Origin of the sequence: Arthrobacter woluwensis (assembly GCF_900105345.1) — a bacterium.
Taxonomy (GTDB): Bacteria; Actinomycetota; Actinomycetes; order Actinomycetales; family Micrococcaceae; genus Arthrobacter_E; species Arthrobacter_E woluwensis.
This window is the reverse complement of the sequence record NZ_FNSN01000003.1, coordinates 620,207-640,252: the sequence shown is the minus strand read 5'-3', so window position 1 is coordinate 640,252 and position 20,046 is coordinate 620,207. Positions and strand designations below refer to the sequence as shown.

The 20,046-nt window shown below is 71.7% G+C and carries 17 protein-coding genes; 10 read left to right on the top strand and 7 right to left on the bottom strand.

Going from position 1 to position 20,046, the window contains the following annotated elements:
- Positions 1–21 precede the first annotated feature (21 nt).
- A complete protein-coding gene (locus tag BLV63_RS03540) occupies positions 22–645 on the top strand; it encodes a LysE family transporter (protein ID WP_066216134.1) in 624 nt (207 codons plus the stop codon).
- Between the two features lie 53 nt (positions 646–698).
- Here the strand turns inward: BLV63_RS03540 and BLV63_RS19025 are convergent, their stop codons facing one another.
- Positions 699–833: a hypothetical protein gene (locus BLV63_RS19025; protein ID WP_255218046.1), complete on the bottom strand. Its 135-nt coding sequence runs from the start codon at positions 831–833 to the stop codon at positions 699–701.
- A gap of 208 nt (positions 834–1,041) precedes the next feature.
- Here BLV63_RS19025 and BLV63_RS03535 point away from each other — a divergent pair, with 208 nt between their 5' ends.
- Both BLV63_RS03535 and BLV63_RS03530 read left to right on the top strand, forming a co-directional pair.
- A complete protein-coding gene (locus BLV63_RS03535; protein ID WP_066216133.1) occupies positions 1,042–1,584 on the top strand; it encodes a low molecular weight protein-tyrosine-phosphatase in 543 nt (180 codons plus the stop codon).
- Positions 1,584–3,749 (top strand): chorismate-binding protein, encoded by a 2,166-nt coding sequence (locus BLV63_RS03530; RefSeq protein WP_066216132.1) that lies wholly within the window; start codon positions 1,584–1,586, stop codon positions 3,747–3,749. The genes BLV63_RS03535 and BLV63_RS03530 overlap by 1 nt, the downstream gene beginning before the upstream one ends.
- 129 nt (positions 3,750–3,878) lie before the next feature.
- Here the strand turns inward: BLV63_RS03530 and ilvD are convergent, their stop codons facing one another.
- Entirely contained in the window at positions 3,879–5,765 is a 1,887-nt protein-coding gene (ilvD, locus tag BLV63_RS03525; RefSeq protein WP_066216130.1) for a dihydroxy-acid dehydratase, read from the bottom strand.
- A 259-nt stretch (positions 5,766–6,024) separates the two neighbouring features.
- Here ilvD and BLV63_RS03520 point away from each other — a divergent pair, with 259 nt between their 5' ends.
- Positions 6,025–6,849: a helix-turn-helix transcriptional regulator gene (locus BLV63_RS03520; protein WP_066216128.1), complete on the top strand. Its 825-nt coding sequence runs from the start codon at positions 6,025–6,027 to the stop codon at positions 6,847–6,849.
- 150 nt (positions 6,850–6,999) lie between these two features.
- Here the strand turns inward: BLV63_RS03520 and cls are convergent, their stop codons facing one another.
- Positions 7,000–8,466: a cardiolipin synthase gene (gene cls, locus BLV63_RS03515; protein WP_066216127.1), complete on the bottom strand. Its 1,467-nt coding sequence runs from the start codon at positions 8,464–8,466 to the stop codon at positions 7,000–7,002.
- A 263-nt stretch (positions 8,467–8,729) separates the two neighbouring features.
- Here cls and BLV63_RS03510 point away from each other — a divergent pair, with 263 nt between their 5' ends.
- Positions 8,730–9,653 (top strand): aminodeoxychorismate lyase, encoded by a 924-nt coding sequence (locus BLV63_RS03510; protein WP_066216125.1) that lies wholly within the window; start codon positions 8,730–8,732, stop codon positions 9,651–9,653.
- A 52-nt stretch (positions 9,654–9,705) separates the two neighbouring features.
- Here BLV63_RS03510 and BLV63_RS03505 read toward each other — a convergent pair whose 3' ends face one another.
- Positions 9,706–10,245, bottom strand: coding sequence for a GNAT family N-acetyltransferase (locus BLV63_RS03505; protein WP_254780447.1), 540 nt, complete (start codon positions 10,243–10,245; stop codon positions 9,706–9,708).
- Positions 10,246–10,353: 108 nt separating this feature from the next.
- On the opposite strand from BLV63_RS03505, the gene BLV63_RS03500 reads away from it, so the two are divergent.
- The 5 genes from BLV63_RS03500 (at position 10,354) to BLV63_RS03480 (ending at position 15,216) form a co-directional block, all read left to right on the top strand.
- Positions 10,354–10,887, top strand: coding sequence for an SRPBCC domain-containing protein (locus tag BLV63_RS03500; RefSeq protein WP_066216122.1), 534 nt, complete (start codon positions 10,354–10,356; stop codon positions 10,885–10,887).
- A gap of 91 nt (positions 10,888–10,978) precedes the next feature.
- Positions 10,979–12,199, top strand: a complete 1,221-nt coding sequence (locus BLV63_RS03495; protein ID WP_254780445.1) for a FecCD family ABC transporter permease — start codon at positions 10,979–10,981, stop codon at positions 12,197–12,199.
- The gene (locus tag BLV63_RS03490) at positions 12,196–13,008 is read left to right on the top strand and encodes an ABC transporter ATP-binding protein (protein WP_066216119.1); all 813 of its coding nucleotides are present in this window, start codon (positions 12,196–12,198) and stop codon (positions 13,006–13,008) included. The genes BLV63_RS03495 and BLV63_RS03490 overlap by 4 nt, the downstream gene beginning before the upstream one ends.
- Entirely contained in the window at positions 13,005–14,045 is a 1,041-nt protein-coding gene (locus BLV63_RS03485) for an ABC transporter substrate-binding protein (RefSeq protein ID WP_066216118.1), read from the top strand. The genes BLV63_RS03490 and BLV63_RS03485 overlap by 4 nt, the downstream gene beginning before the upstream one ends.
- 259 nt (positions 14,046–14,304) lie before the next feature.
- Positions 14,305–15,216 carry an NADP-dependent oxidoreductase gene (locus tag BLV63_RS03480; RefSeq protein ID WP_066216116.1) on the top strand — a complete coding sequence of 304 codons (912 nt, stop codon included), beginning with the start codon at positions 14,305–14,307 and terminating at the stop codon, positions 15,214–15,216.
- A gap of 49 nt (positions 15,217–15,265) precedes the next feature.
- On the opposite strand, the gene BLV63_RS03475 is transcribed toward BLV63_RS03480, so the two are convergent.
- The 3 genes from BLV63_RS03475 to BLV63_RS03465 are packed head-to-tail and all read right to left on the bottom strand — an operon-like array spanning position 15,266 to position 20,046.
- Positions 15,266–16,957: an amino acid ABC transporter ATP-binding/permease protein gene (locus BLV63_RS03475; protein ID WP_066216115.1), complete on the bottom strand. Its 1,692-nt coding sequence runs from the start codon at positions 16,955–16,957 to the stop codon at positions 15,266–15,268.
- Positions 16,954–18,708 (bottom strand): ABC transporter ATP-binding protein/permease, encoded by a 1,755-nt coding sequence (locus BLV63_RS03470; RefSeq protein ID WP_066216113.1) that lies wholly within the window; start codon positions 18,706–18,708, stop codon positions 16,954–16,956. The genes BLV63_RS03475 and BLV63_RS03470 overlap by 4 nt, the downstream gene beginning before the upstream one ends.
- Positions 18,709–18,747: 39 nt before the next feature.
- Complete coding sequence (locus tag BLV63_RS03465) at positions 18,748–20,046, bottom strand: nitroreductase family protein (protein WP_066216111.1); 1,299 nt, start codon at positions 20,044–20,046, stop codon at positions 18,748–18,750.

Sequence of the window (20,046 nt, the reverse complement as noted above, 5' to 3'; positions counted from 1 at the left end):
GCGCTCCCCTACTCTTATCGGGTGGATCTCTCCCTCTGGCTCGCTCTGGCGACCGCCGCCCTGCTCATCAGCCTCACTCCCGGCGCGGGCGCCGTCAACACCATGAGCAACGCGCTGAACGTCGGATTCACCCGCTCGATCTGGGGCATTCTGGGGCAGCAGGCGGCCCTGGTGATCCATGTGGTGGTGGTCGCCCTGGGGCTGGGCGTGCTGGTCTCGCAGTCGCCAGTGCTCTTCAACGTGATCCGGTACGCGGGCGCCGCCTATCTGGTGTATCTGGGCATCCGGCAGTTCCTGGCCAAGCCGGTTCACACCGCGGAGGCGCAGGCTCAGCTCACCGGTGAACCCGCGTGGAGCATGTTCCGCCGGGGCCTCTGGGTGAACCTGCTGAACCCCAAGGCGATCGTCTTCTTCCTGGCCTTCCTGCCGCAGTTCATCCGGACCGACCAGCCCCTCCTCACGCAGTATGCGGTGGTGGCCGTGACCGTGGTCGTGATCGACATCCTGGTCATGTGGTTCTTCTTCGCCCTGGCCGCGAAGTCGGTCCGCAGATTCACCCGTTCGCCGCGCGGCCAGCTGGTGCTCAACCGGAGCTTCGGGGTGCTCTTCGTCCTGCTCGGCGTGGGGCTGGCGCTCCTGCACTGAGTGCGCCGGACGGGGCGAGTCCGGGGCGCCGGATGGGGCCCGCCCCGCGCGTCTCACTCCTCGTCGGAGCCCTCGGCCGGATCCTCCGCGTGGACGCGTTCCGTCTCCTGGGCCTGTTCCTCGTCCTCGCCTTCTGCGGGTGCTTCGCTGTGGGTGCGGTCATCGTCACCGGGCTGCATACCGGGCATCGCCGGACCTCCCTTCGAACGTGCCCCACGACCCTTCGCGTGGGGTCTGTCCTTCCAGCGTAGGCCGGTGGGGCTCATGGAACCAGGGGTTCCGGGGCCGTCGAGCGGCGGCGTGAAGGGCGTCGCGCGGGCCGTCAGGGAGGGGCCGTCGGCCGTGCCCGGGGAACCCGGCCCGCGCCGTCGCGGGCGGAGCGGCTACCGTTGGAGCATGGCTGAAAAACCTTTCCGGGTGATCACGGTGTGCACGGGCAACATCTGCCGCTCACCCATGGCTGAATACCAGCTCCGCCGCGCTCTGGCGGAGGCCGCGCAGCAGCACCCCGAGGACGGGTTCCTGGCCGCCGTCGTCGTCGATTCGGCGGGGATGAGCGACGAGGAGGTGGGCCGCTCGATGGACCGCCGCGCCGCCACTCAGCTGCGCGCCCTGGGGATCGACCCCGCCGGCCATGTGGCCCGCGAATGGGACGACGCCTGGTTCCGCGAGCGCGACCTCATCCTGGCCATGGACGAGAACCATTTCCGGGCGCTCCAGCGCTGGGCCCCGGATGAGCGGTCCCGGGACAAAGTCCGCATGTTCCGGTCCTTCGACCCGGCCCTGGCGGGCAAGAGCACGGCGGAACTCGGCATCTACGACCCCTGGTACGGCGACCAGCGCGACTTCGTCGAGTGCGCGGACATGATCTCCGGCTCGCTGGAACCGCTCGTGGAGTACATCCGGGCCGCGGCGGCGCACGGGGCCCAGCCCGAGTGATGTCCGCACCTCGCACGGCGCCCCTGCTGATCGGCATCGACGGCCGGTCCGGCGCCGGGAAGACCACCCTCGCCGTCGAACTGTGCGCGCGGCTGCGGCAGCACCGCACCGTCTCCTTGTTCCACCTCGAGGACATCTACCCGGGCTGGCAGGGTCTCGAGCAGGGCATCCAGCGCTATCTGGACACCGTTCTGGCGCCCCTCTCCACCGGCCACGACGCCGAGTGGACCACCTGGGACTGGGCCACCGGCACGGACGGTCCACTCCGCACGACACCCGCCGCGGACATCGTCGTGATCGAAGGCGTGGGCGCCTGTGCCCAGGGCGCCAGGGAACTGCTCGACGCGACGATCTGGGTCTCCGGCGCCGACGACGAGCGGAAGTCCCGCGCCCTGGCCCGCGACGGCGAGAGCTACGTGCCCTTCTGGGACACCTGGGCGGAGCAGGAGAAACGGTGGCTCGCCGCGGATCCGGTGCCGGGGTCCGTGGACGTCACCGTCCGGGACACCCCGGCCGGGGCCTGCCCGGGTGGTTCCGGCGAGGCCGCGGATGAAGTCCTGGAACTCCTGAGCCACCACCCCGCACTCCACACGGAACTCGCCCCGGAACGCAGCGCGCTGGCCTCGCGGCCCGTGCGCATCACCGCGGCCGGACCTCTGGCCTCCGGCAACGGCACGACGCTGGACGCCGGGGTACTCTTCGCGGAAATCTTCGGGAACGACGCCCACGCCGTCTGGCTCGACTCCTCGGACGCAGGGCTTCCCGGCGCCACGCGGAACCGGTTCAGCATCATGGCGGGCAACCCGGGCGCCGGACTGTCCGTGAGCCATCGCCACGGCGTCACGGAACTCCGCCGCGGCAGTTCCGCCGCACGTCTGCCGCTGCCGTTCTTCCGCTGGCTCGCCACCGCCTGGACGCCCCAGACCCTGCCGGCCGTCCCCGCCGGGTACGACTGCCCGTTCCGCCTCGGCTGGCTCGGCTGGCTCGGGTACGAGCTGAAGCGCGAGACCGGCGGTTCGGATCAGGACACCTCGGGTTCGGCCGTGCCGGACGCGGGCCTGCTCTTCGCGGATCACGCCGTGGTCCTGGACCATCAGGAAGGCCTCGCCTGGGCGCTGGAGCTGGCCGGCACGGAGCCCGACGACGCCGCCACCCCCGTTCCCGCCGCGGCCTCCCCCGGCGCGGGCCCGGTCCGTCGTGAGGGCTGGGCGGCCGTCGTCGCCCGCGCGTTGGAGACCGCCAGGACGCCCACGGACGCTGCCCCCAGCACCGTGCCGAGCCCCGGCACCGCCGCGGCCGCTCCGCCGTCGCCCACCCCGCGCTTCATCGCCCGAGACACGCACCAGGACTACCTCGCGAAGGTGCTGGCCAGCCAGGACGAGATCCGCGAGGGCAACAGCTACGAGGTCTGTCTGACGACCACCCTCACCGCGGACGCCCCCGGCTTCGACGTCGTCACCGCGTACCGGGCCCTGCGGCGGCGCAACCCGGCGCCCTTCGCGGCCTTGCTGCGATTCGGGGACGTGAGCCTCGCGAGCACGTCGCCGGAACGGTTCCTCTCGATCGACGCGGGCGGCGGACTGCTGGCCGAGCCCATCAAGGGCACGCGCCGTCGTTCCGCCGATGCCTCGGAGGACGCGGCGCTCCGCGAGGACCTCTCCACGAGCCTGAAGGACCGGGCGGAGAACATCATGATCGTGGACCTGCTCCGCAACGACCTCAGCCACTTCGCCGAACCCGGGTCCGTGACGGTGAGCCGGCTCTGCGCCATCGAAAGCTACGCCACGGTGCACCAGATGGTGAGCAGCATCCGGGCACGGCTCAGGCCCGGGGCGTCCCGCGTGGAGGCCGTCGCCGCGGCGTTCCCGGCCGGGTCCATGACGGGCGCCCCGAAGATCAGCACCATGGCGATCCTGGACGGTCTGGAGGGCGGGCCCCGAGGGATCTACTCGGGCGCGCTCGGGTATTTCTCGCTCGACGGGTCCGTGGACCTCTCGGTCGTCATCCGGACCCTGGTGGCCTCCGGCGCCGGGGAGGACACGCAGCTGAGCCTCGGCGTCGGCGGGGCGGTCACGGCGGATTCCGTGCCCGAGGACGAATACCAGGAGATCCGGGCGAAGGCCTACGGGGTGCTCAGCACGCTCGGCGCCGAGTACCCGGGGTAAGGCGGCCCGGCTCCCGGCCGAGTCCGCTGAAAACGCCGTGAGTCCGCTACATGATGTAGCGGACTCACGGACTGGAGAGCGGACTCAGCGCCTCAGGAGCCGGGCGACCGGCCCCTGAGGGGTGTGAGACTACGGCGCCACCGGCTGCGGGGAGGTCATGCGGTACAGGGCGTCGACGTCGCGCACGGCGCCCTTGTCCGCGGAGGTCGCCATGGCCGCGTAGGCCCGCAGCGCGGCGGAGACCTGACGTTCGCGGCCCACCGGGTGGTAGCCGGCCGTGGCCTCGAGGCGGTCGCGACGGGCTTCCAGCTCGGCCGGATCCACGAGCAGCTCCAGGGAGCGGGTGGGGATGTCGATGCGGATGCGGTCGCCGTCCTCGACCAGGGCGATGGTGCCACCCGAGGCGGCCTCCGGCGAGATGTGGCCGATCGAGAGCCCCGAGGTGCCGCCGGAGAAACGGCCGTCCGTGATCAGGGCGCACTTCTTGCCCAGGCCACGGCCCTTGAGGAACGAGGTGGGGTACAGCATCTCCTGCATGCCCGGACCGCCCTTGGGACCTTCGTAGCGGATGACCACCACGTCGCCCTCCTTGACGGTCTTGTTGAGGATCTTCTCCACGGCCTCGTCCTGGGATTCGCAGACCACGGCGGGCCCTTCGAAGGTCCAGATCGACTCGTCCACGCCCGCGGTCTTCACCACGGCGCCGTCGACGGCGATGTTGCCGCGCAGCACGGCCAGGCCGCCGTCCTTGGAGTACGCGTGCTCGACGGCGCGGATGCAGCCGCCCTCGGCGTCGGTGTCCAGGGAGGTCCAGACGTTCGACTGGGAGAACGCCGTGGAGGAGCGGACGCCGCCGGGGGCCGCGTGCCACAGATCCTGGGCCTCCTGCGTGGCCTTGCCGCCGCGGATGTCCCAGTCGTCCAGCCAGCCGTTGAGGTCCGTGGAGTGCACCGAGTGGACGTCCTGGTGGAGCAGGCCGCCACGGTTCAGCTCCCCGAGCAGGGCGGGGATGCCGCCGGCGCGGTGCACGTCCTCCATGTAGTAGGTCTTGTCCTTGGCGACGTTCGGGGCAACCTTGGCCAGGCAGGGCACCTGGCGGGACTTGGCGTCCATCTCGGCCAGCCCGTAGTCGACGCCGGCCTCCTGGGCGGCGGCGAGCAGGTGCAGGATCGTGTTGGTGGAGCCGCCCATGGAGATGTCGAGGGCCATGGCGTTGTCGAAGGCCTTGGCCGTCGCGATGGAGCGGGGCAGCACGGAGGCGTCGTCGCCGTCGTAGTAGCGCTTGACCAGGTCCACCACCGTGGCGCCGGCCTTCTCGTAGAGGGCCTTGCGGGCGGTGTGCGTGGCGAGCACGGAACCGTTGCCCGGCAGGGAGAGGCCGATCGCCTCGGTCAGGCAGTTCATCGAGTTGGCCGTGAACATGCCGGAGCAGGAACCGCAGGTGGGACACGCGTTCTCTTCGATGAGGTTGATGTCCTCGTCCGAGATGGACTCGTCCACGGCGTCCGCGATCGCGTTGACCAGGTCCAGCGAGCGCACCGAACCGTCGGTCAGGGTCACGCGGCCGGCCTCCATGGGGCCACCGGAGACGAACACCGTGGGGATGTTCAGGCGGAGGGCCGCCATGAGCATGCCCGGGGTGATCTTGTCGCAGTTGGAGATGCAGACCAGGGCGTCGGCGCAGTGCGCGTTGACCATGTACTCCACCGAGTCGGCGATCAGGTCGCGGGACGGGAGCGAGTACAGCATGCCGCCGTGGCCCATGGCGATGCCGTCATCCACGGCGATGGTGTTGAACTCACGGGCGACGGCGCCCGCGGCGTGGATGGCTTCGGAGACGATCCGGCCCACCGGTGCGAGGTGGGTGTGGCCGGGGACGAATTCGGTGAAGGAGTTCGCCACGGCGATGATCGGCTTGCCAATGTCCGAGTTGGCGACGCCGGAGGCGCGCAGCAGTGCGCGGGCGCCGGCCATGTTGCGGCCGTGGGTGACAGTGCGGGAACGATATGCAGGCATGGTCCCAGTCTTCCGTCTGGAACGACCAGCACCAAGACGGCGCTGCTTCTGGTAGTGGGAGTACTAGAATCATTACTCGACGACGGCGGCTGCGGCGAACCGGCAGTGGGCTCCCCTGCCGCCGACCTCGCGGACCTACCCGCTGAGACAGTGAGTTTCCGCCGAAACAGTGTCTTCTGCTCACTGTTTCGGCGGAAACTCACTGTCTCAGCGGGGAAGCTCAACCGGGAACCGGCCGACCCACCGAAAGGCGACCACCATGACCGAAGCCGAAGCCTGGCGGAAGGAAGTCGGCGGATTCCTGGCCGCGCGGCGTCGTCGTGCGGTGCGCAGCGATTACGGCCTCCCGCAGGCCGGCCGCGGCAAGGACGTCGGGCTGCGGCGCGAGGAGGTCGCGTTCCTCTCCGCCATCTCGGTGACCTGGTACACGTGGCTGGAGCAGGGACGGAAGGTCAACCCGTCGCGGGAAGTGCTCACCTCGCTGGCGACGGTGCTCCGGCTGGATCCCGCGGAGGAGCGGTACCTGTTCACCCCGTTCGGGTACGCCGCCCCTGCGCCGAGCCTCGGCACCGCGGAGACGACCGCGCACGTGCAGCGGCTCCTCGACGCGATCGACCCGAACCCTGCCCTGGCGCTCGAGGGCAATTGGGACATCGTGGCCTGGAACGACGCCTACAGCTCCCTGTTCCCGCGCGTCCTGGAGGTCTCCGGGCCCGACCGGAACCTGTTGCGGCTCGTCTTCACGGACCCGGCCGTGCGCGCCCTGCTGCCCGACTGGGACCAGACGAGCGCGCAGTTCCTCGCCGAGTTCCGCGCCGAGACGGGCTCACGGATCGAGGACGCCCGGAAGGCCAGTCTGGTGGCGGGGCTCCTGCAGTCGAGCCCGGAGTTCCGCGCCCAGTGGGAGGCGCACGGCATCCGCGGGTTCACGCCCCGGACCCGCAGCTTCAACCATCTGGACGGCAGCACCGTCACCTACGAGCACCACCAGCTGACGCTCGCGGACGCCCCGGCGCTGAAGCTGATCGTCTACACGCCGGCGCCGGACCCTGCGACGGACGACGACGGCGCCGCCTCCCGCTGACCCGTACCCGCCCGGCATCAACCGGGTCAGCCGGCGTCGCCCACGCTTTTGCGGTCCACCCACGGACATTTCAGTGGGTGAACCACAAAACCGTGGGCCGGGCCGACGAGGCGCAGCCCACACCGCGGCGCAGCCCGCACCACGGTGCAGCTACTGCAGAGCCGCGGAGAGACGGCACACGTTGTCGACGTACTTCGACAGCACGGACCGCTCCTGCCACTCCTCGGGGGACAGCTCCCGGGACTTCGCGCGGTACACCTCTTGCACCTCCCGCAGGGCGGCCACGATCTCCGGGCCCACCATCATGAGGGAGACCTCGAAGTTCAGCGAGAAGGACCGCATGTCCATGTTGCTCGACCCGAGCACCGCCACCTCGTCATCCACCGTGAAGTGCTTCGCGTGCAGGACCGCCGGCGCCCGGTACAGGTAGATGCGCACCCCGGCCTCGAGGAGCGCCTGGTAGTAGGACCGCTGGGCGTGATGGACCAGGAACTGATCGCCCTGCTCGGAGACGAAGAGCTCCACCTTGACGCCGCGCTGCACGGCCGTGGTGATCGCGTACAGGAGGGAGTCGTCCGGGACGAAGTACGGGCTGCAGATGGAGATCCGCTCCTGCGCCGAGTAGATGAGGGCGTTGAAGAGGCGGAGGTTGTTCTCCTGGGAGAAGCCCGGGCCGCTCGGCACCACCTGCGCCGGGATGTCGCCCTGGACCGGCTCCGGGAACCGCATCTGCGCTTCGAGGGACTCGTCGGTCTCGCTCAGCCAGTCCGTGGCGAACACGACGTTGAGCCCTGCCACCACGGGCCCCTCCACCCGGGCCATGAGCTCCACCCAGTGACGTCCGGCCTTGCGGTGCTTGGGATTGTTGTAGGAGGGCTCCGTGAGGTTCTGCGACCCCGTGAACGCGATCTCGCCGTCGACCACCATGATCTTGCGGTGGTTGCGCAGGTCCGGGCGGCGCCACTGACCGGCCAGCGGCAGGAGCGGGAGCATGCGCTGCCAGCGGATCTCGGAGCCCCGCAGCATCTTCAGGAGCCGGCGATAACCGCGCACGCGCAGGGTGCCGATGTGGTCGAACAGGAGCCGGACCTCGACCCCGCGTTCGGCCGCTTCCTCCAGCGCGGTGAAGAGGGGTCTCGTGGCGTCGTCGTAGGCCATGATGTAGAACTCGACGTTCACGTAGTCCCGGGCCTGACGGACGGCGTCGGTCATGGCGTCCAGGGACTCCTGGTAGCCCGGGATGAGCTGCACCCGGTTGCCCGCGGTGAGCGGCTGGGCGCCCAGATTCCGGTTGAGTTCGACGGCGGACGCGAGCCACGGCGGCAGGTGCACCACTTCCGGGGCCGCCGCGACGAGGGTGCTGGAGTCCCGCACGCGGCGGTTGACGTCCTCGAGCTTGCGGACGCGACGCCCACTGAGCCGGAACGTGCCGAAGAGGAGGAACAGGAGCAGGCCCAGGGACGGGACCAGGAAGATCGCGAGGAGCCAGGCCATGGCCGTGTTGGGTCGGCGGTTTCCGGGCACGACCCCGAGCAGCACCACACGCAGCACGATGTCGATGACCAACCAGACGGAGAGCAGCCAGCTCCAGTTATCCGGCAGGCTGAACGGCAGCATGCATCTCCCCCTTGTCGTGGTCGCGGCCTCGTCTCCGAGTGGTCCCGGGCGGCCGCGGTCTCCCCTGAGAATATCCGCCCCCGGGCGTTTCCGGGGCGGGCGTCACCGCGCGGCCCCCACGGGAAGTTCGCCTCCCCTCGCGTTGCGTGCTCAGTTGTTGCGGGTATTCCGGCCGAACACCCGCAACAACTGAGCACGCAACACCGACGAGGTGACGATGGAGGCGCGCGGCCTGCCGGGGGATGCGGCTCTAAGCTTGTCCCATGACTTCGACGTCCCCCAGCACCGTGCTCGTGTTCCTCGATCCCGCCTTCCCCCAGGGCCGCGTGGCGGATGCGTCCGTGCCCCAGCTGATGGCCACGGACCTGGGCGCGACCCGCGGTGACGGCGTCTTCGAATCGCTCCTCGTGCTCGACGGCAAGCTCCGCAAGCTCCCCGCCCACCTGGCCCGCCTGGCCGGGTCCGCCGCCGCCCTGGACCTCGCGATCAGCGCTGAGGACACCTGGCGGGCGGCGATCGGCACCGCCGTCGACGAATACCTGGAGACGCACCCCGGCGTGGACGAGTTCGTCGTGAAGCTGCTCGTGACCCGGGGCGTGGAGGGTGCGGAATCCCCCACCGAGTGGGTGCAGGCGAGCCTGGCCCCCGCCCTCGGCAAGAAGCAGCGCGTGGAGGGGATCGATGTCGTGCTGCTGGACCGCGGCTACGACAGTGACCTGGCCGAGCGCGCTCCGTGGCTCCTGCTCGGCGCGAAGACCCTCAGCTACGCCGTGAACATGGCGGCGCTGCGGCACGCTCACTCGCTCGGCGCGGATGACGTGATCTTCACGTCCGCGGACGGCCGGGTGCTGGAAGGCCCGACCTCCACCGTGCTGCTCGCACATCGTGACGTGAACGACGACGGCTCGGTCACCAAGCGCCTCGTCACGCCGCAGCTGGACGCCGGGATCCTCCCGGGCACCTCGCAGGGCGCCCTGTTCGCCGCGGCGAAGGAGGCCGGCTGGGAACTCGGCTACGGGCCGCTCGAGCCGGAGGACCTGTTCGACGCCGACGCCGTGTGGCTGATCTCTTCGATCCGGCTGATCGCACCGGTGAAGCACCTCGACGGCAAGACGATCGGCTCCGACCCGGCCGTGGCCGCGGAACTCACCGAGGAGCTGAACCGCCTGTTCGCCGGCATCGAGTAGATCGAAGAAGCAGGCGCCCGGAAGGCGGGGTCCGCACGGACGGAACGCCGCCCTACAGCTCCGCCGCCATGACCACGCGCGGCCAGCGGTCCAGGCCGTGGGCGGCCTCCTCGGCGACCTTGGCGCGGAGCTCCGGCCCCCACTCCGCCTGCGGCAGCACGGTGAATCCGAGCCGGGCGTAGTAGGCGGCGTTCCAGGGGATCTCGCTGAAGGTCGTCAGGGTGGCTCGGCGCAGCCCGCGGTCCCGGGCCTCGGCACGGAAATGCTCCAGAAGCCGCGCGCCCAGTCCCTGCCGGCCGTGCCGCGGGTCGACGCTGAGCTGTTCCAGGTGCGCGGCCCCGTCCACCACCTCGCCGACGGCGTAGCCGGCCACGCCGGCGTGGTCCTCCGCGGCGTTCTCCTCGCCGGGGACCAGCGCCGAGCCGCCGACCGGCACGGTCAGCACCCACGCCCAGCCGGACGCCGCGAAGGCGGCCAGTTCAGCGTCGCTGAAGGGCTCGTCGTCGGCGATCGAGGCCATTCCGGCCTGCCGGAAGAGTTCTCCGGCGGCACGTTCCAGGTCCTGGACGGCACGGAAATCGGCGGGTGTCATGGCGCGGATCATCACTCCAGTCAACCATTCCCCGGATTGCGCCGCATGACCCGGGATGAACGCCGGTGACGAATTATGCCGCCCGATGAGGGCTCTCGTTGACCTTGGATGACGGCCGCCGCAGACTTCCAGGAGAACAAGGAGGACGAACAGGTGGAGAGCATCCGGCAGCTCGAGGAATGGCAGGGCCTGCGCGGCATCAACAGGGTCTGGGAGTTCGACGCGCCCGTCGAGACCGTGTTCCGCGCGCACACCGACCCGCTCTGGCTGGCCCGCTGGCTGGTGCCGGAGGGCGTCGAGCTGCGGTTCCGCCGCTGGGATGCCCGCACCGGTGGGTCCTGGAGCTACTCCGTGGGCGCCGGCGGTGACGACTGGACCTTCTACGGCTCCTTCCACGAGGTCTCCGAGCCCTGGCGCATCGTGCAGACCGTGGAGGCGGAGGCCGACTCCCACGGCCCCGTCCTCGAAGTCCTCGACTTCCTCGAACTGCCCGGCGGCGGCTGCCGCCTCGAGGCCATCGCCATGTTCACCTCGCCCGCCGCTCGCGAAGAGGTCGGCGGCTCGGACGACGACGGCGGCCTGGCCCGCCTGACCGAACTCCTCTCCGAGCTGGGCGCCTTCTCCACCCCGCTGCCGCAGTAGGGTCACCCGGTCCTCTCGCTCCGAACGTCCCTCCCAGGGCTTCGCTCGTTCCGTTAATGCTAATGATTCTCATTTAAAGTAAGATGCGAGGGTGATCGGCTCCACCACCTCGTCCCCGACGCGGCCTCCCGCCCCTGCCGCGTCCCCGCCCTCGTCCTCTCCGACATCGCCCGACCCCTCCGGTCCCGCGGCGCCGGGCCGGCCCGCGGCGTCCGACCAGCCCACGGCACGCGAGCAACCGTCGGCGCCACGACGTCACCGGCTCCGCTCGGTGTTCCTCCGGCTCCTGGCCCCCGCCCTGGCGCTGGGGATCGTCGCGGTCCTCGTCCTCTCGGCGACGGCCGGACCCCTGGAGACCACAGCGTGGCAAGCCCTCCAGCTCATCACCGGCCACCTCCTGCCGGGCATGCCGTGGATGACGGACGGCTCCCTCAGCGCCGCACAGGACCAGGCCGTCTGGAGTTTCCGGCTGCCCCGCGCGCTCCTGGCGGGCATCGCGGGGGCGAGCCTCTCCCTGGCCGGCGCCCTGCTCCAGGCCAACGTCCGCAACCCTCTGGCCGAGCCGTACATCCTGGGGGTGTCGGCCGGCGCCGGAGTCGGGGCCGTGACGGCGATCGTCGCCGGTTCCACCGCCATCGCCGGCCTCGGACTGAACGCCGCGGCCTTCATCGGCGCCACCGTCACCACCGCCCTCGTGTACCTGCTGGCGCGGCAGGGCGGCGTGATCGCGCCGTCCCGGCTCATCCTGGCGGGCGTCGCCCTCGGCTCGCTGCTGTCCGCCGTCACCAACTTCCTGACGATCACCACCGAGGCCCAGAACGTCTACAGCGTGCTGTTCTTCCTGCTCGGCAGCGTCTCCGCCGCCGACTATCCGCAACTGATCATCCCGGCCCTCAGCCTGGCGGCCGTCTCAGCATTCGCACTGCTGCGCTCCCGCTCCCTGAACGCCCTGCTCGCCGGGGATGAGACGGCGACGGCGCTCGGCGTCGACGTCCGGTCCCTGCGGCGCCTCCTGCTGCTCGCCACCGCACTGCTGACCGCGACGACGGTCGCGGTCAGCGGAGGGATCGGCTTCGTGGGGCTCGTGATCCCCCATGCGGCCCGGCTGCTCGTCGGCTCGGACCACCGCCGGATGCTGCCCGTGACGATCCTGGGCGGAGCGCTCTTCCTGATGCTGGCCGATCTCCTCGCCCGCACCATCGCGCCACCCGCGGAGATCCCGCTCGGCATCCTCACGGCCGTGATCGGCGCCCCGTTCTTCCTCTGGCTGCTCCGCGGCAAGGGCGCCGGAGCCGCGGGGGTGGACCGGTGAACATCTCCTTCGATGACGTCCACGTCACCCTGGGACGGCGGGAGATCGTCCACGGCGTGAGCCTCGACGTCCCCTCCGGCCAGGTTCTCGGCATCCTGGGTCCCAACGGCTGCGGGAAATCGACGCTGCTCCGCACGCTGTACCGTGTCTACCGGCCGAGCGCGGGAACCGTCCGCGTCGACGGCGAGGACGTGCAGCGTCTCAGCCCCCGGGAGGCGGCTCGCCGGATCGCCGTGATGGCCCAGGAGAGCGGCCTCGACTTCCCCCTGACCGCGCTCGAAGTGACCCTCCTCGGCCGGGTCCCCCACCAGCGCGGCTTCGGCGCCGACACCGCGCAGGAACGCGCCCTGGCCGATGAAGCCCTGCACGACGTCGGCGCCTCCGCCCTGGCGCACCGCAACTTCGCGGAGCTCTCCGGCGGGGAGAAGCAGCGCGTCCTGCTGGCCCGCGCGCTCGTGCAGCAGGCTCCGGTCCTCGTGCTCGACGAGCCCACCAACCACCTGGACATCTCCTTCCAGCTCGAACTGATGCGCCTGGTCACCGGACGCGGTCTCACGGTGCTCGCCGCTCTCCACGACATGAATCTCGCCGCCGACCACTGCGACCAGGTGGCCGTCCTCAGCCGGGGCCGGCTCCTCGCTGCGGGAGCTCCCGCCGACGTCCTCGACGAGGGGCTCATCCGCGAGGCGTTCTCGGTCGAGTCCCGCCGGCTGCGGCACCCCCTCACCGGCCGGCCGCTGATCGCGGTGGCCGCGCCGTCGTCGTCCTCTGCCCCAGGGCAGTCCCCCGAAAATGAAGGAACACCATGACGCATCCCCCTCTCAGCCCGCCACGGGCGATCTTCCGCAGCCGCAGGATCCAGGCGTCCGCCCTGGCGCTGGGCCTGCTGGCGCTGACCGGCTGCGGCCAGGGCGTCAGCCAGGCCGGTCCGGCGCCGGCCTCCGGAACCCCGGCCACCCCCGCCGGGAAGGTCACCAACTGCGGACGGACGCTGGACCTCACAGCGGTCCCGCAACGCGTGGTCGCCATGACCCCGGGCCAGTCCGATCTGCTCGTCAAGCTCGGCCTGGCGGACTCCGTGGTCGGCGAGGCCCAGACCAAGGGCCGGGAACTGCCGCCCGAACTCAAGGCGACCGGCAAGGTGCGTCAGCTCAGCGAGAAGGCACCTCCGGCGCGGGAGTCGCTGCTGGGGGTCACTCCGGACTTCGTGTACTCCCCCACGGGGTATGAATTCACGGCGGAACAGGGCTTCGCGAGCATCGACCAGCTGAAGAAGGCCGGCGCCGAGTCCTACATCGCCACCGCGGGCTGCCTTCAGCGGCGCAGCTCGGCCGAAGTCACCGACCTCCTGACGGACATCGACAACCTCGGCGGCCTGTTCGGGATCAAGGACCGGGCCGCCACCGTCCGCCAGGAGGCCCGCCAGGCGCTGGACGACGTCGGGAAGGCCGTCTCAGGGCGCGCGAAGCCCCGCGTCCTCGAGGTCTTCGTGGAGGGCAGCACCGTCTCCGCGATCGGCGCGGGCCTCGAATACGACATGATCCGTCAGGCCGGCGGGGAGAACGTGTTCTCGCCGAAGGACCCGGCGTTCAGCTCCTTCTTCTCGGCCGTGATCTCTCCGGAGACGCTGGTGCAGAAGAACCCCGATGTCATCGTCTTCACCACGCTGAACAAGGAGCACGAGGACGCCACCCGCGCCTTCCTGCGGCAGAAGTTCCCGAACGTGCCCGCAGTGAAGGAGAACCGCCTGGTGGCGATCGACTCCGATGAAGTCATGCCGGGGACCTGGGGCAACATCCGCGCCGTGCAGGAGATCGCCCGGGGGCTCCACCCCGACGCGTTCTGAGCCCCACCGGAAGCTCCACAGGACGCCGTCTCCGGACACCCTTCAGAAGCCCCGCCGGGACCGCGAGCCGCGGTTCCGGCGGGGCTTCGCCGTGCGCCCGATGACCCGCCACGTCATCCGGCGTCATGCGCCGCAACCGCCGGAATGGACGCCGCGCCGCGCCCGTTGCACGGGACATCACCGGCGATGGCCCGCCACCCGCGGCATCGCCTTCACAGCGCCGGACCACGGCGCGTCGATCGCTGAGCGAGGAGTCACCATGGCACGTGCAGTAAGGTACGAACGGTTCGGTGGACCCGAGGTCCTGGACCTGATCGAGGTTCCGGAGCCGCATCCGGGCCCCGGCGAGGTCCGCATCCGCGTGACGGCCGCCGGCCTGAACCCGGTGGACTTCAAGATCTTCCACGGCGGACCGGTCGCCGAGGCCTTCGGCGGGGCGCCAGGCTCCGGGGTGGGCAACGACTTCGCGGGCGTCATCGACGAGCTCGGCGAGGGCGTCACCGGCTGGACCGCCGGGGACCGCGTCTTCGGCGGGAAGCGCCACGAGGCCATCGCCGACTTCATCATCACCGCGCCGGAATCCCTGCAGCGGACGCCCGAACGGCTCCCGGACGAGGTCGCCGCGACCCTGGACATCGCCGGACGGACCGCGGCGGCGGCCATCGACCAGCTGAAGCTCACCCCCGAGGACACGGTGCTGATCGGCGGAGCGGCGGGAGGTGTCGGGGTGCTGGCCACCCAGCTCGCGGTGGCCACGGGAGCCACGGTCATCGGCACGGCGTCCGAGCGGAACCACGAGTTCCTGCGGGAGCTCGGCGCGATCCCCGTCGTCTACGGCGAGGGGCTGGAGGAGCGGGTGCGCGCCCTCGGGACCCCCACCGCGGCCGCGGATCTGAACGGGACCGAGGTGATCGACGTCGCGCAGGCGTTCGGCGTGCCCGCCGAGCGGATCACCGCCATCGCGGCCCACGGCCGTGAGCCTGAGGGCTTCACCGCCACGGGCGGCGGCGACGCCACGCCGGGAGCCCTCGGACGGATTGCGGCCGGACTCGCCGAGGGGACCCTCGTCCTGCCGCTCGAGGCGAGCCACCCGGTGGAGGAGGTCGCCGACGCGTACCGGCTCCTGGAGGACGGGCACGTCCGCGGCAAGGTCGTCGTCACGCTCAGCTGAGCGGAGCGGCGGGGCCCGGGCCGTGACGGACCGGGGCTCGCCGGGCCTCCTACCGGACGGCGGATGCCTGGACGGCGGCCGGTTCGAGGGTGACCGTCCGGTCACACACGGCCAGCGTGCTGTCCCGGTGGGAGACCACCAGGACGGTCGTCTCCTCCCTCAGCCCGCGGATGACGTCCAGGACGCCCTCCTCGGAGGGGCCGTCCAGGCTGGCGGTGGTCTCATCGAGCACCAGCAGCCCCGGTTTCAGGAGCAGGGCCCGCGCCAGGCAGAAGCGGGCCCTCTCCCCACCGGAGAGGCTCGTGCCGCGTTCCCCCAGGACCGTGTCCAGTCCATCGCTCCAGCGCGGACCCTCCAGCGGCAGGCCCACCCGCCGCAGCATGGCCTCGGCAGCCGCGCGGTCCACGTCCGGGACCGCGAGCCGGAGGTTGTCCAGGACCGTCCCGTGGAAGACCGGGGTGTCCTGCTCGACCATCGTCACCATCCTCCGGAACTCCGGCTCGGGGATCGCCCGGAGCTCGGCACGGCTTCCCTCCGTGCCGTGGAGGCTGATCGTCCCGGCATCCGGGGACCACAGCCGCACGATCAGGCGTGCCAGCGTGGTCTTCCCGGCGCCGGAGCGCCCCCGGAGGCCCAGCAGCTCACCCGGCCGCACGCTCAGGGAGAAGGGTCCCAGGGGCGGCGAGCCGTCGTCGTGCCGGAAACGGACGTCCCGCACGCTGAGCCCCAGCGGCCCGGCCGGGTGGAAGCCGACCGGCTCCGCGAGCGGAGGCTCCTCGGATGCCAGGCCGATGCCGTCGAGGACCCTGCGGGCGCTGGCCCGGTGCGGCTGGAGCTGGGTCACGGTCGCCGCGGCGTCGGCCACCGGGGCGAGCAGTGTCAGCGATCCCGCCACCAGGGCGGGCACCCACAGGGGGTCCGTCCCCTGGCCGAGAGCGGCGAGGAACACGGACACGACCGTCAGGAGCACGCAGAGTTCACGGACCGATCCCGCGAGCGCCAAAGCGGCTGCGAGCCGTCCCTGCACGGCATCCACTGCCGCGGCCTTCCGCGCGAGCTGCGCCTGCACGCGGTCCTGCAGCCCGAACCCCAGGATCTCCCGCGTTCCGCCGAGCAGGTCCACCACGGTGGCGGAGACGTCGGCCCGGGCATCCTGCACCGCTTCACCGAGCGCGGTGGTGCGGCGGCCGCCCAGAACCGTGACCAGACCGAGCGCCAGGGTCCCTCCGAGCAGCGAGAGAGCCACCCCGGGCGCCTGCGCGACCAGAAGACCGAAGCCCAGCCCGAGCAGCACCACGGCCCCCGCCAGCTGGGCGATCGTGTGGGCGTAGAAGAACTCCAGCTTCTCCACATCGCCCATCGCGGTGGCCGCGAGCTTCCCGGTGTGCTGGCCCCGCCGCCGGGACGGCACCCCGCGGGTGAAGCCGTCGAACAGGGCCATCCGCAGGGCGGCGAGGATCCGGTACGCGATGCTGTGCGACACGTCCATCTCGTGCCAGGTGAGGACGGCACGCAGCAGCACGGCGGAAACGCCGGCCAGCCACCACCCGGGCGCGGCGGGTTCATGCCGCAGGACGGCGAGCGCCACCACGGTCGAACCGGTCACCGCGAGCGTGACCAGCGCCAGGTTGTTCAGGAGCCCGACGACGGCGGTCCACACCATCCCGGGCCACTCGCCGGTCAGGTGCGGGATCAGGGCGAGGAGCGGGCGCCGCGTCCCGCGATCGGAGGAGGCGCTCATCGCTGGGCTCCTTGCGGTTCGGAGGAACGGGTGCTCTGGTGAAGGACGCCGTCGGACAGGAGGAGCACGGTGTCCGCGGCGGCGATCGCCTCGGGCCGGTGCGCGATCATGAGGACGGTCCGTTCGCGGGCGTGGTCCCGCAGCCCCGCGAGGACCTCCTCGGCCAGTTCGGGGTTGAGGGCGGAGGTGGGCTCGTCGAGCAGGAGGACGGGCCGGTCCGCCAGGAGTGCCCGGGCGATCGCGAGCCGTTGTGACTGCCCGCCCGACACCGATCCCCCGGCCTCGGACAGCACGGTGTCCAGCCCGTCGGTCCACGCGTCCAGTTCCGCGGCGAGGCCGGCCTGCCGCAGGACACGGATCAGGTCCTCCTCGGTGGCCGCGGGATTCACCGCGGTCAGGTTCTCCCGGATGGTGCCCGGGAAGAGGTAGCTGCGCTGGGAGACCACGCCCAGCTCGCTCCGGAGCAGGGGCCGCCCGTCCAGGAGGATCCGCCCCTCCGCGGCCGGGAGGAACCCGAGGAGGAGATCGAAGAGGGTGCTCTTGCCCGCGCCCGAGGCTCCGGCCAGAGCCGTGATGCCCCCGGGGCGGAGTTCCGCCTGGGCGCCGCGGAGGACCCAGGGCGCCTCCGCGGAATAGCGGAAGGAGAGCCCGTCCAGTACCAGGTGGCCTTCTGCGGGGCTGACCGCGGCGGCGGCGGTGCCGCCGGGGGCGGGCCGTGCGCCGTCCCCTGAGGGTCCGGCGTCGGACGGTCCGGCGTGAGCCGCCTGCGTGACCGATCCGCCACCCGCCGCGTCGATGCTGCCGAGAGCCGACAGCCCGAGGTACCCGGCGTGCCACTGCCGGGCGAGGTCGCGGACCGGACGGAAGACCTCGGAGGAGAGGAGGAGCACGAAGTACACGACGGCGGCCCCCGCGACTCCCGCCGTCGGCCCGGCTCCAAGGGCGCTGAGGGAGGCCAGGGCAGCCGCGGCGAGCAGCCCCGCCTGGATGCCGAGGTCCGTGAGGGCGGTGTCGGCGAGGGAGACGCGCATGGTGGCGACGGTCGCGCGATGGAGCTGGTCCGAACGGTCGTCCAGCCGGGCGCGGACACCGGGGACCGCATGCAGGATCTTCAGGGTGCGCATGCCCTGCAGCGCTTCCAGGAAGTCGGCGCTCAGGTCCTCATAGCTGTCCCAATGCTGTCGTCCACGGCGGGTGAGCAGCCGTCCCCAGAGCCGAGGAGCCCCGACCGCCACGAGCACGGCGGCCGCGAGCATGAGCGCCAGCCAGGGGTTCAGGAAGGCGATGCCGACGAGCAGGACGGGGCAGAGGATCTGCAGCTGCAGGGCGTGCGGGATGTACTGGCTCAGGTACAGGTCCACACCATCCACCCCTTCGGTGAGGGCCAGGCGGCGCGCGCCCGTGCGTTCGGAGGTGTCGTGCAGGCGGTCCGGTTGCAGCAGACGGTCCATCAGGTTCCTCCGCAGGTCTCGGCGGACCGCGGCGCCCAGCGAGACGGCGAGGCGGCTGTGCAGCTGGAGGAGCGCGCAGCGGAGCAGCCCGCAGAGCAGGACGGCCCCGAGCGGGGCGACCGCGGGATGCGCCGCGAGTGACTCGCCCCGCGGCGGCGCGGCCAGGGCCGCGAGCGCCTGAGCGAGGAACCATGCCTGCGCCCAGTAGCTCATGGTGCTCAGGCACAGGACCGCGGTGACGGCCGTCAGACGGCCCCGATGCCCCAGGCTCAGCGCCAGGAGCCTTTTGTCAACGAGCATTCCGGTGTCCTTTCCGGGGGTGGCAGTGCTGTCGGGGGCTCATCGTCCGGTGCCCTGGGGTCCGGCGCCCTGTGTTCGAAAGCCCCGTCCTCTGTACCCGAGGCCGTGGAGGGTCGGACGGCCCGGGACGCCGCCGGTCCATCCGCTCACCGGGCGGAAGTCGAGCCGCGGGCTCGCGCCATCGGGGCCGTCCGCCAGCGAGGAGTACAGGACGTGAGCGGCCAGCTCCGCCGCCCACCACACGTCACGGGCGTCCGGAACACCCTTGGCCTCGAAGAGGACGAGGCCGTCCAGGGTGGACAGCCAGCGCTGACCGGCAGCCCGCTCCGCGAGGTCTGGATCCTGCAAGGCGGCACGGCCGATGTCATCGGTCCTGTTCAGGAGGGCGATCCGGCATCCCGCGGGCTGCGGACCGGGCAGCGTCCGCCGCGCCGTGGTCAGGAGGTCCCGCACCGCGGAGACGGCGGCCTCCGCCGCCGCGCCGCCGCCGTCGGGCGATACAGCGTCCAGGGCCGCGCTCCGGCGGGCCCGCAGCGCCGCGGGACCCGCTCCCGGCAAGCCCTGGTACGGCAGCACCGCGGGGGCGGGTCGATGCGCGACGGCCCAGGCGACGACTTCCGGCAGCAGGCGCGGCCTGCGCTCGGGAACGGGGAGCGGCCCCGGGCCGGCCGACGGGGTCGCGACACCGGGCAGGAAACCCTCCAGGGACACGGCGGCGAGCGCGAGCTCCGGCCCGGTCGCGGGCCACCGTTCCTTCCACTCGCCGTACCCGGGAAGATCCGCCAGAGCGGCCAGCGTCCCCGGGTCGGACCGCACCTGCGCCGCCGTCACCCCGTGCCACGCCGCGTGATGCGCCAGCGCGGCCACCGCATAGGCCGTGTCGGAGAGCAGGAGCGGCAGGGCGCGGTGGTGGTACCGGGCGGCGGTCCGCTGCGGCAGCACGGTGAACACGACGACGGCGCCCCGGCCGACAGCCCCACCCGGAGGACCGCTGCGGCGCAGCAGGATCCCCTGCTCGGCGTCGAAGGCGTAGCGTCCGGGAGGGACGTCGCACCCGGCGCCGCACACCAGGTGGACCTGGACCGGATAGCACGCTCCCGCGGACGGCACGGCGCGACGGCGGATCGTGCCCGGGCGTCCCGTCGCCGGGTCGGGGTGCAGCTCGGGCCCCCAGAACACGGTGCGGATCAGGGACAGCACGGGCACGCGTTCCTCCCCGGGGAGGACCTGCTGGATCCGTCCCGGCCACTGGTTCACCCGCGGCCCCGGAGGTTCGGGAGGTCCGGGGATCTCCGAGGAGAACGCCCGGAGCAGAGGGTCGGCGTGAGAGGTCGTCAT

Excerpts from the sequence above, each read along its gene's own strand:
- BLV63_RS19025 (WP_255218046.1), bottom strand. The coding sequence starts at position 833 with ATGCCCGGTATGCAGCCCGGTGACGATGACCGCACCCACAGCGAAGCA.
- BLV63_RS03505 (WP_254780447.1), bottom strand. The coding sequence starts at position 10,245 with ATGACACCCGCCGATTTCCGTGCCGTCCAGGACCTGGAACGTGCCGCC.
- BLV63_RS03530 (WP_066216132.1), top strand. The coding sequence starts at position 1,584 with ATGTCCGCACCTCGCACGGCGCCCCTGCTGATCGGCATCGACGGCCGG.
- BLV63_RS03535 (WP_066216133.1), top strand. The coding sequence starts at position 1,042 with ATGGCTGAAAAACCTTTCCGGGTGATCACGGTGTGCACGGGCAACATC.
- BLV63_RS03465 (WP_066216111.1), bottom strand. The coding sequence starts at position 20,046 with ATGACGACCTCTCACGCCGACCCTCTGCTCCGGGCGTTCTCCTCGGAG.
- cls (WP_066216127.1), bottom strand. The coding sequence starts at position 8,466 with ATGCTGCCGTTCAGCCTGCCGGATAACTGGAGCTGGCTGCTCTCCGTC.
- ilvD (WP_066216130.1), bottom strand. The coding sequence starts at position 5,765 with ATGCCTGCATATCGTTCCCGCACTGTCACCCACGGCCGCAACATGGCC.
- BLV63_RS03520 (WP_066216128.1), top strand. The coding sequence starts at position 6,025 with ATGACCGAAGCCGAAGCCTGGCGGAAGGAAGTCGGCGGATTCCTGGCC.
- BLV63_RS03475 (WP_066216115.1), bottom strand. The coding sequence starts at position 16,957 with ATGAGCGCCTCCTCCGATCGCGGGACGCGGCGCCCGCTCCTCGCCCTG.
- BLV63_RS03480 (WP_066216116.1), top strand. The coding sequence starts at position 14,305 with ATGGCACGTGCAGTAAGGTACGAACGGTTCGGTGGACCCGAGGTCCTG.
- BLV63_RS03510 (WP_066216125.1), top strand. The coding sequence starts at position 8,730 with ATGACTTCGACGTCCCCCAGCACCGTGCTCGTGTTCCTCGATCCCGCC.
- BLV63_RS03500 (WP_066216122.1), top strand. The coding sequence starts at position 10,354 with ATGACGGCCGCCGCAGACTTCCAGGAGAACAAGGAGGACGAACAGGTG.
- BLV63_RS03470 (WP_066216113.1), bottom strand. The coding sequence starts at position 18,708 with ATGCTCGTTGACAAAAGGCTCCTGGCGCTGAGCCTGGGGCATCGGGGC.
- BLV63_RS03485 (WP_066216118.1), top strand. The coding sequence starts at position 13,005 with ATGACGCATCCCCCTCTCAGCCCGCCACGGGCGATCTTCCGCAGCCGC.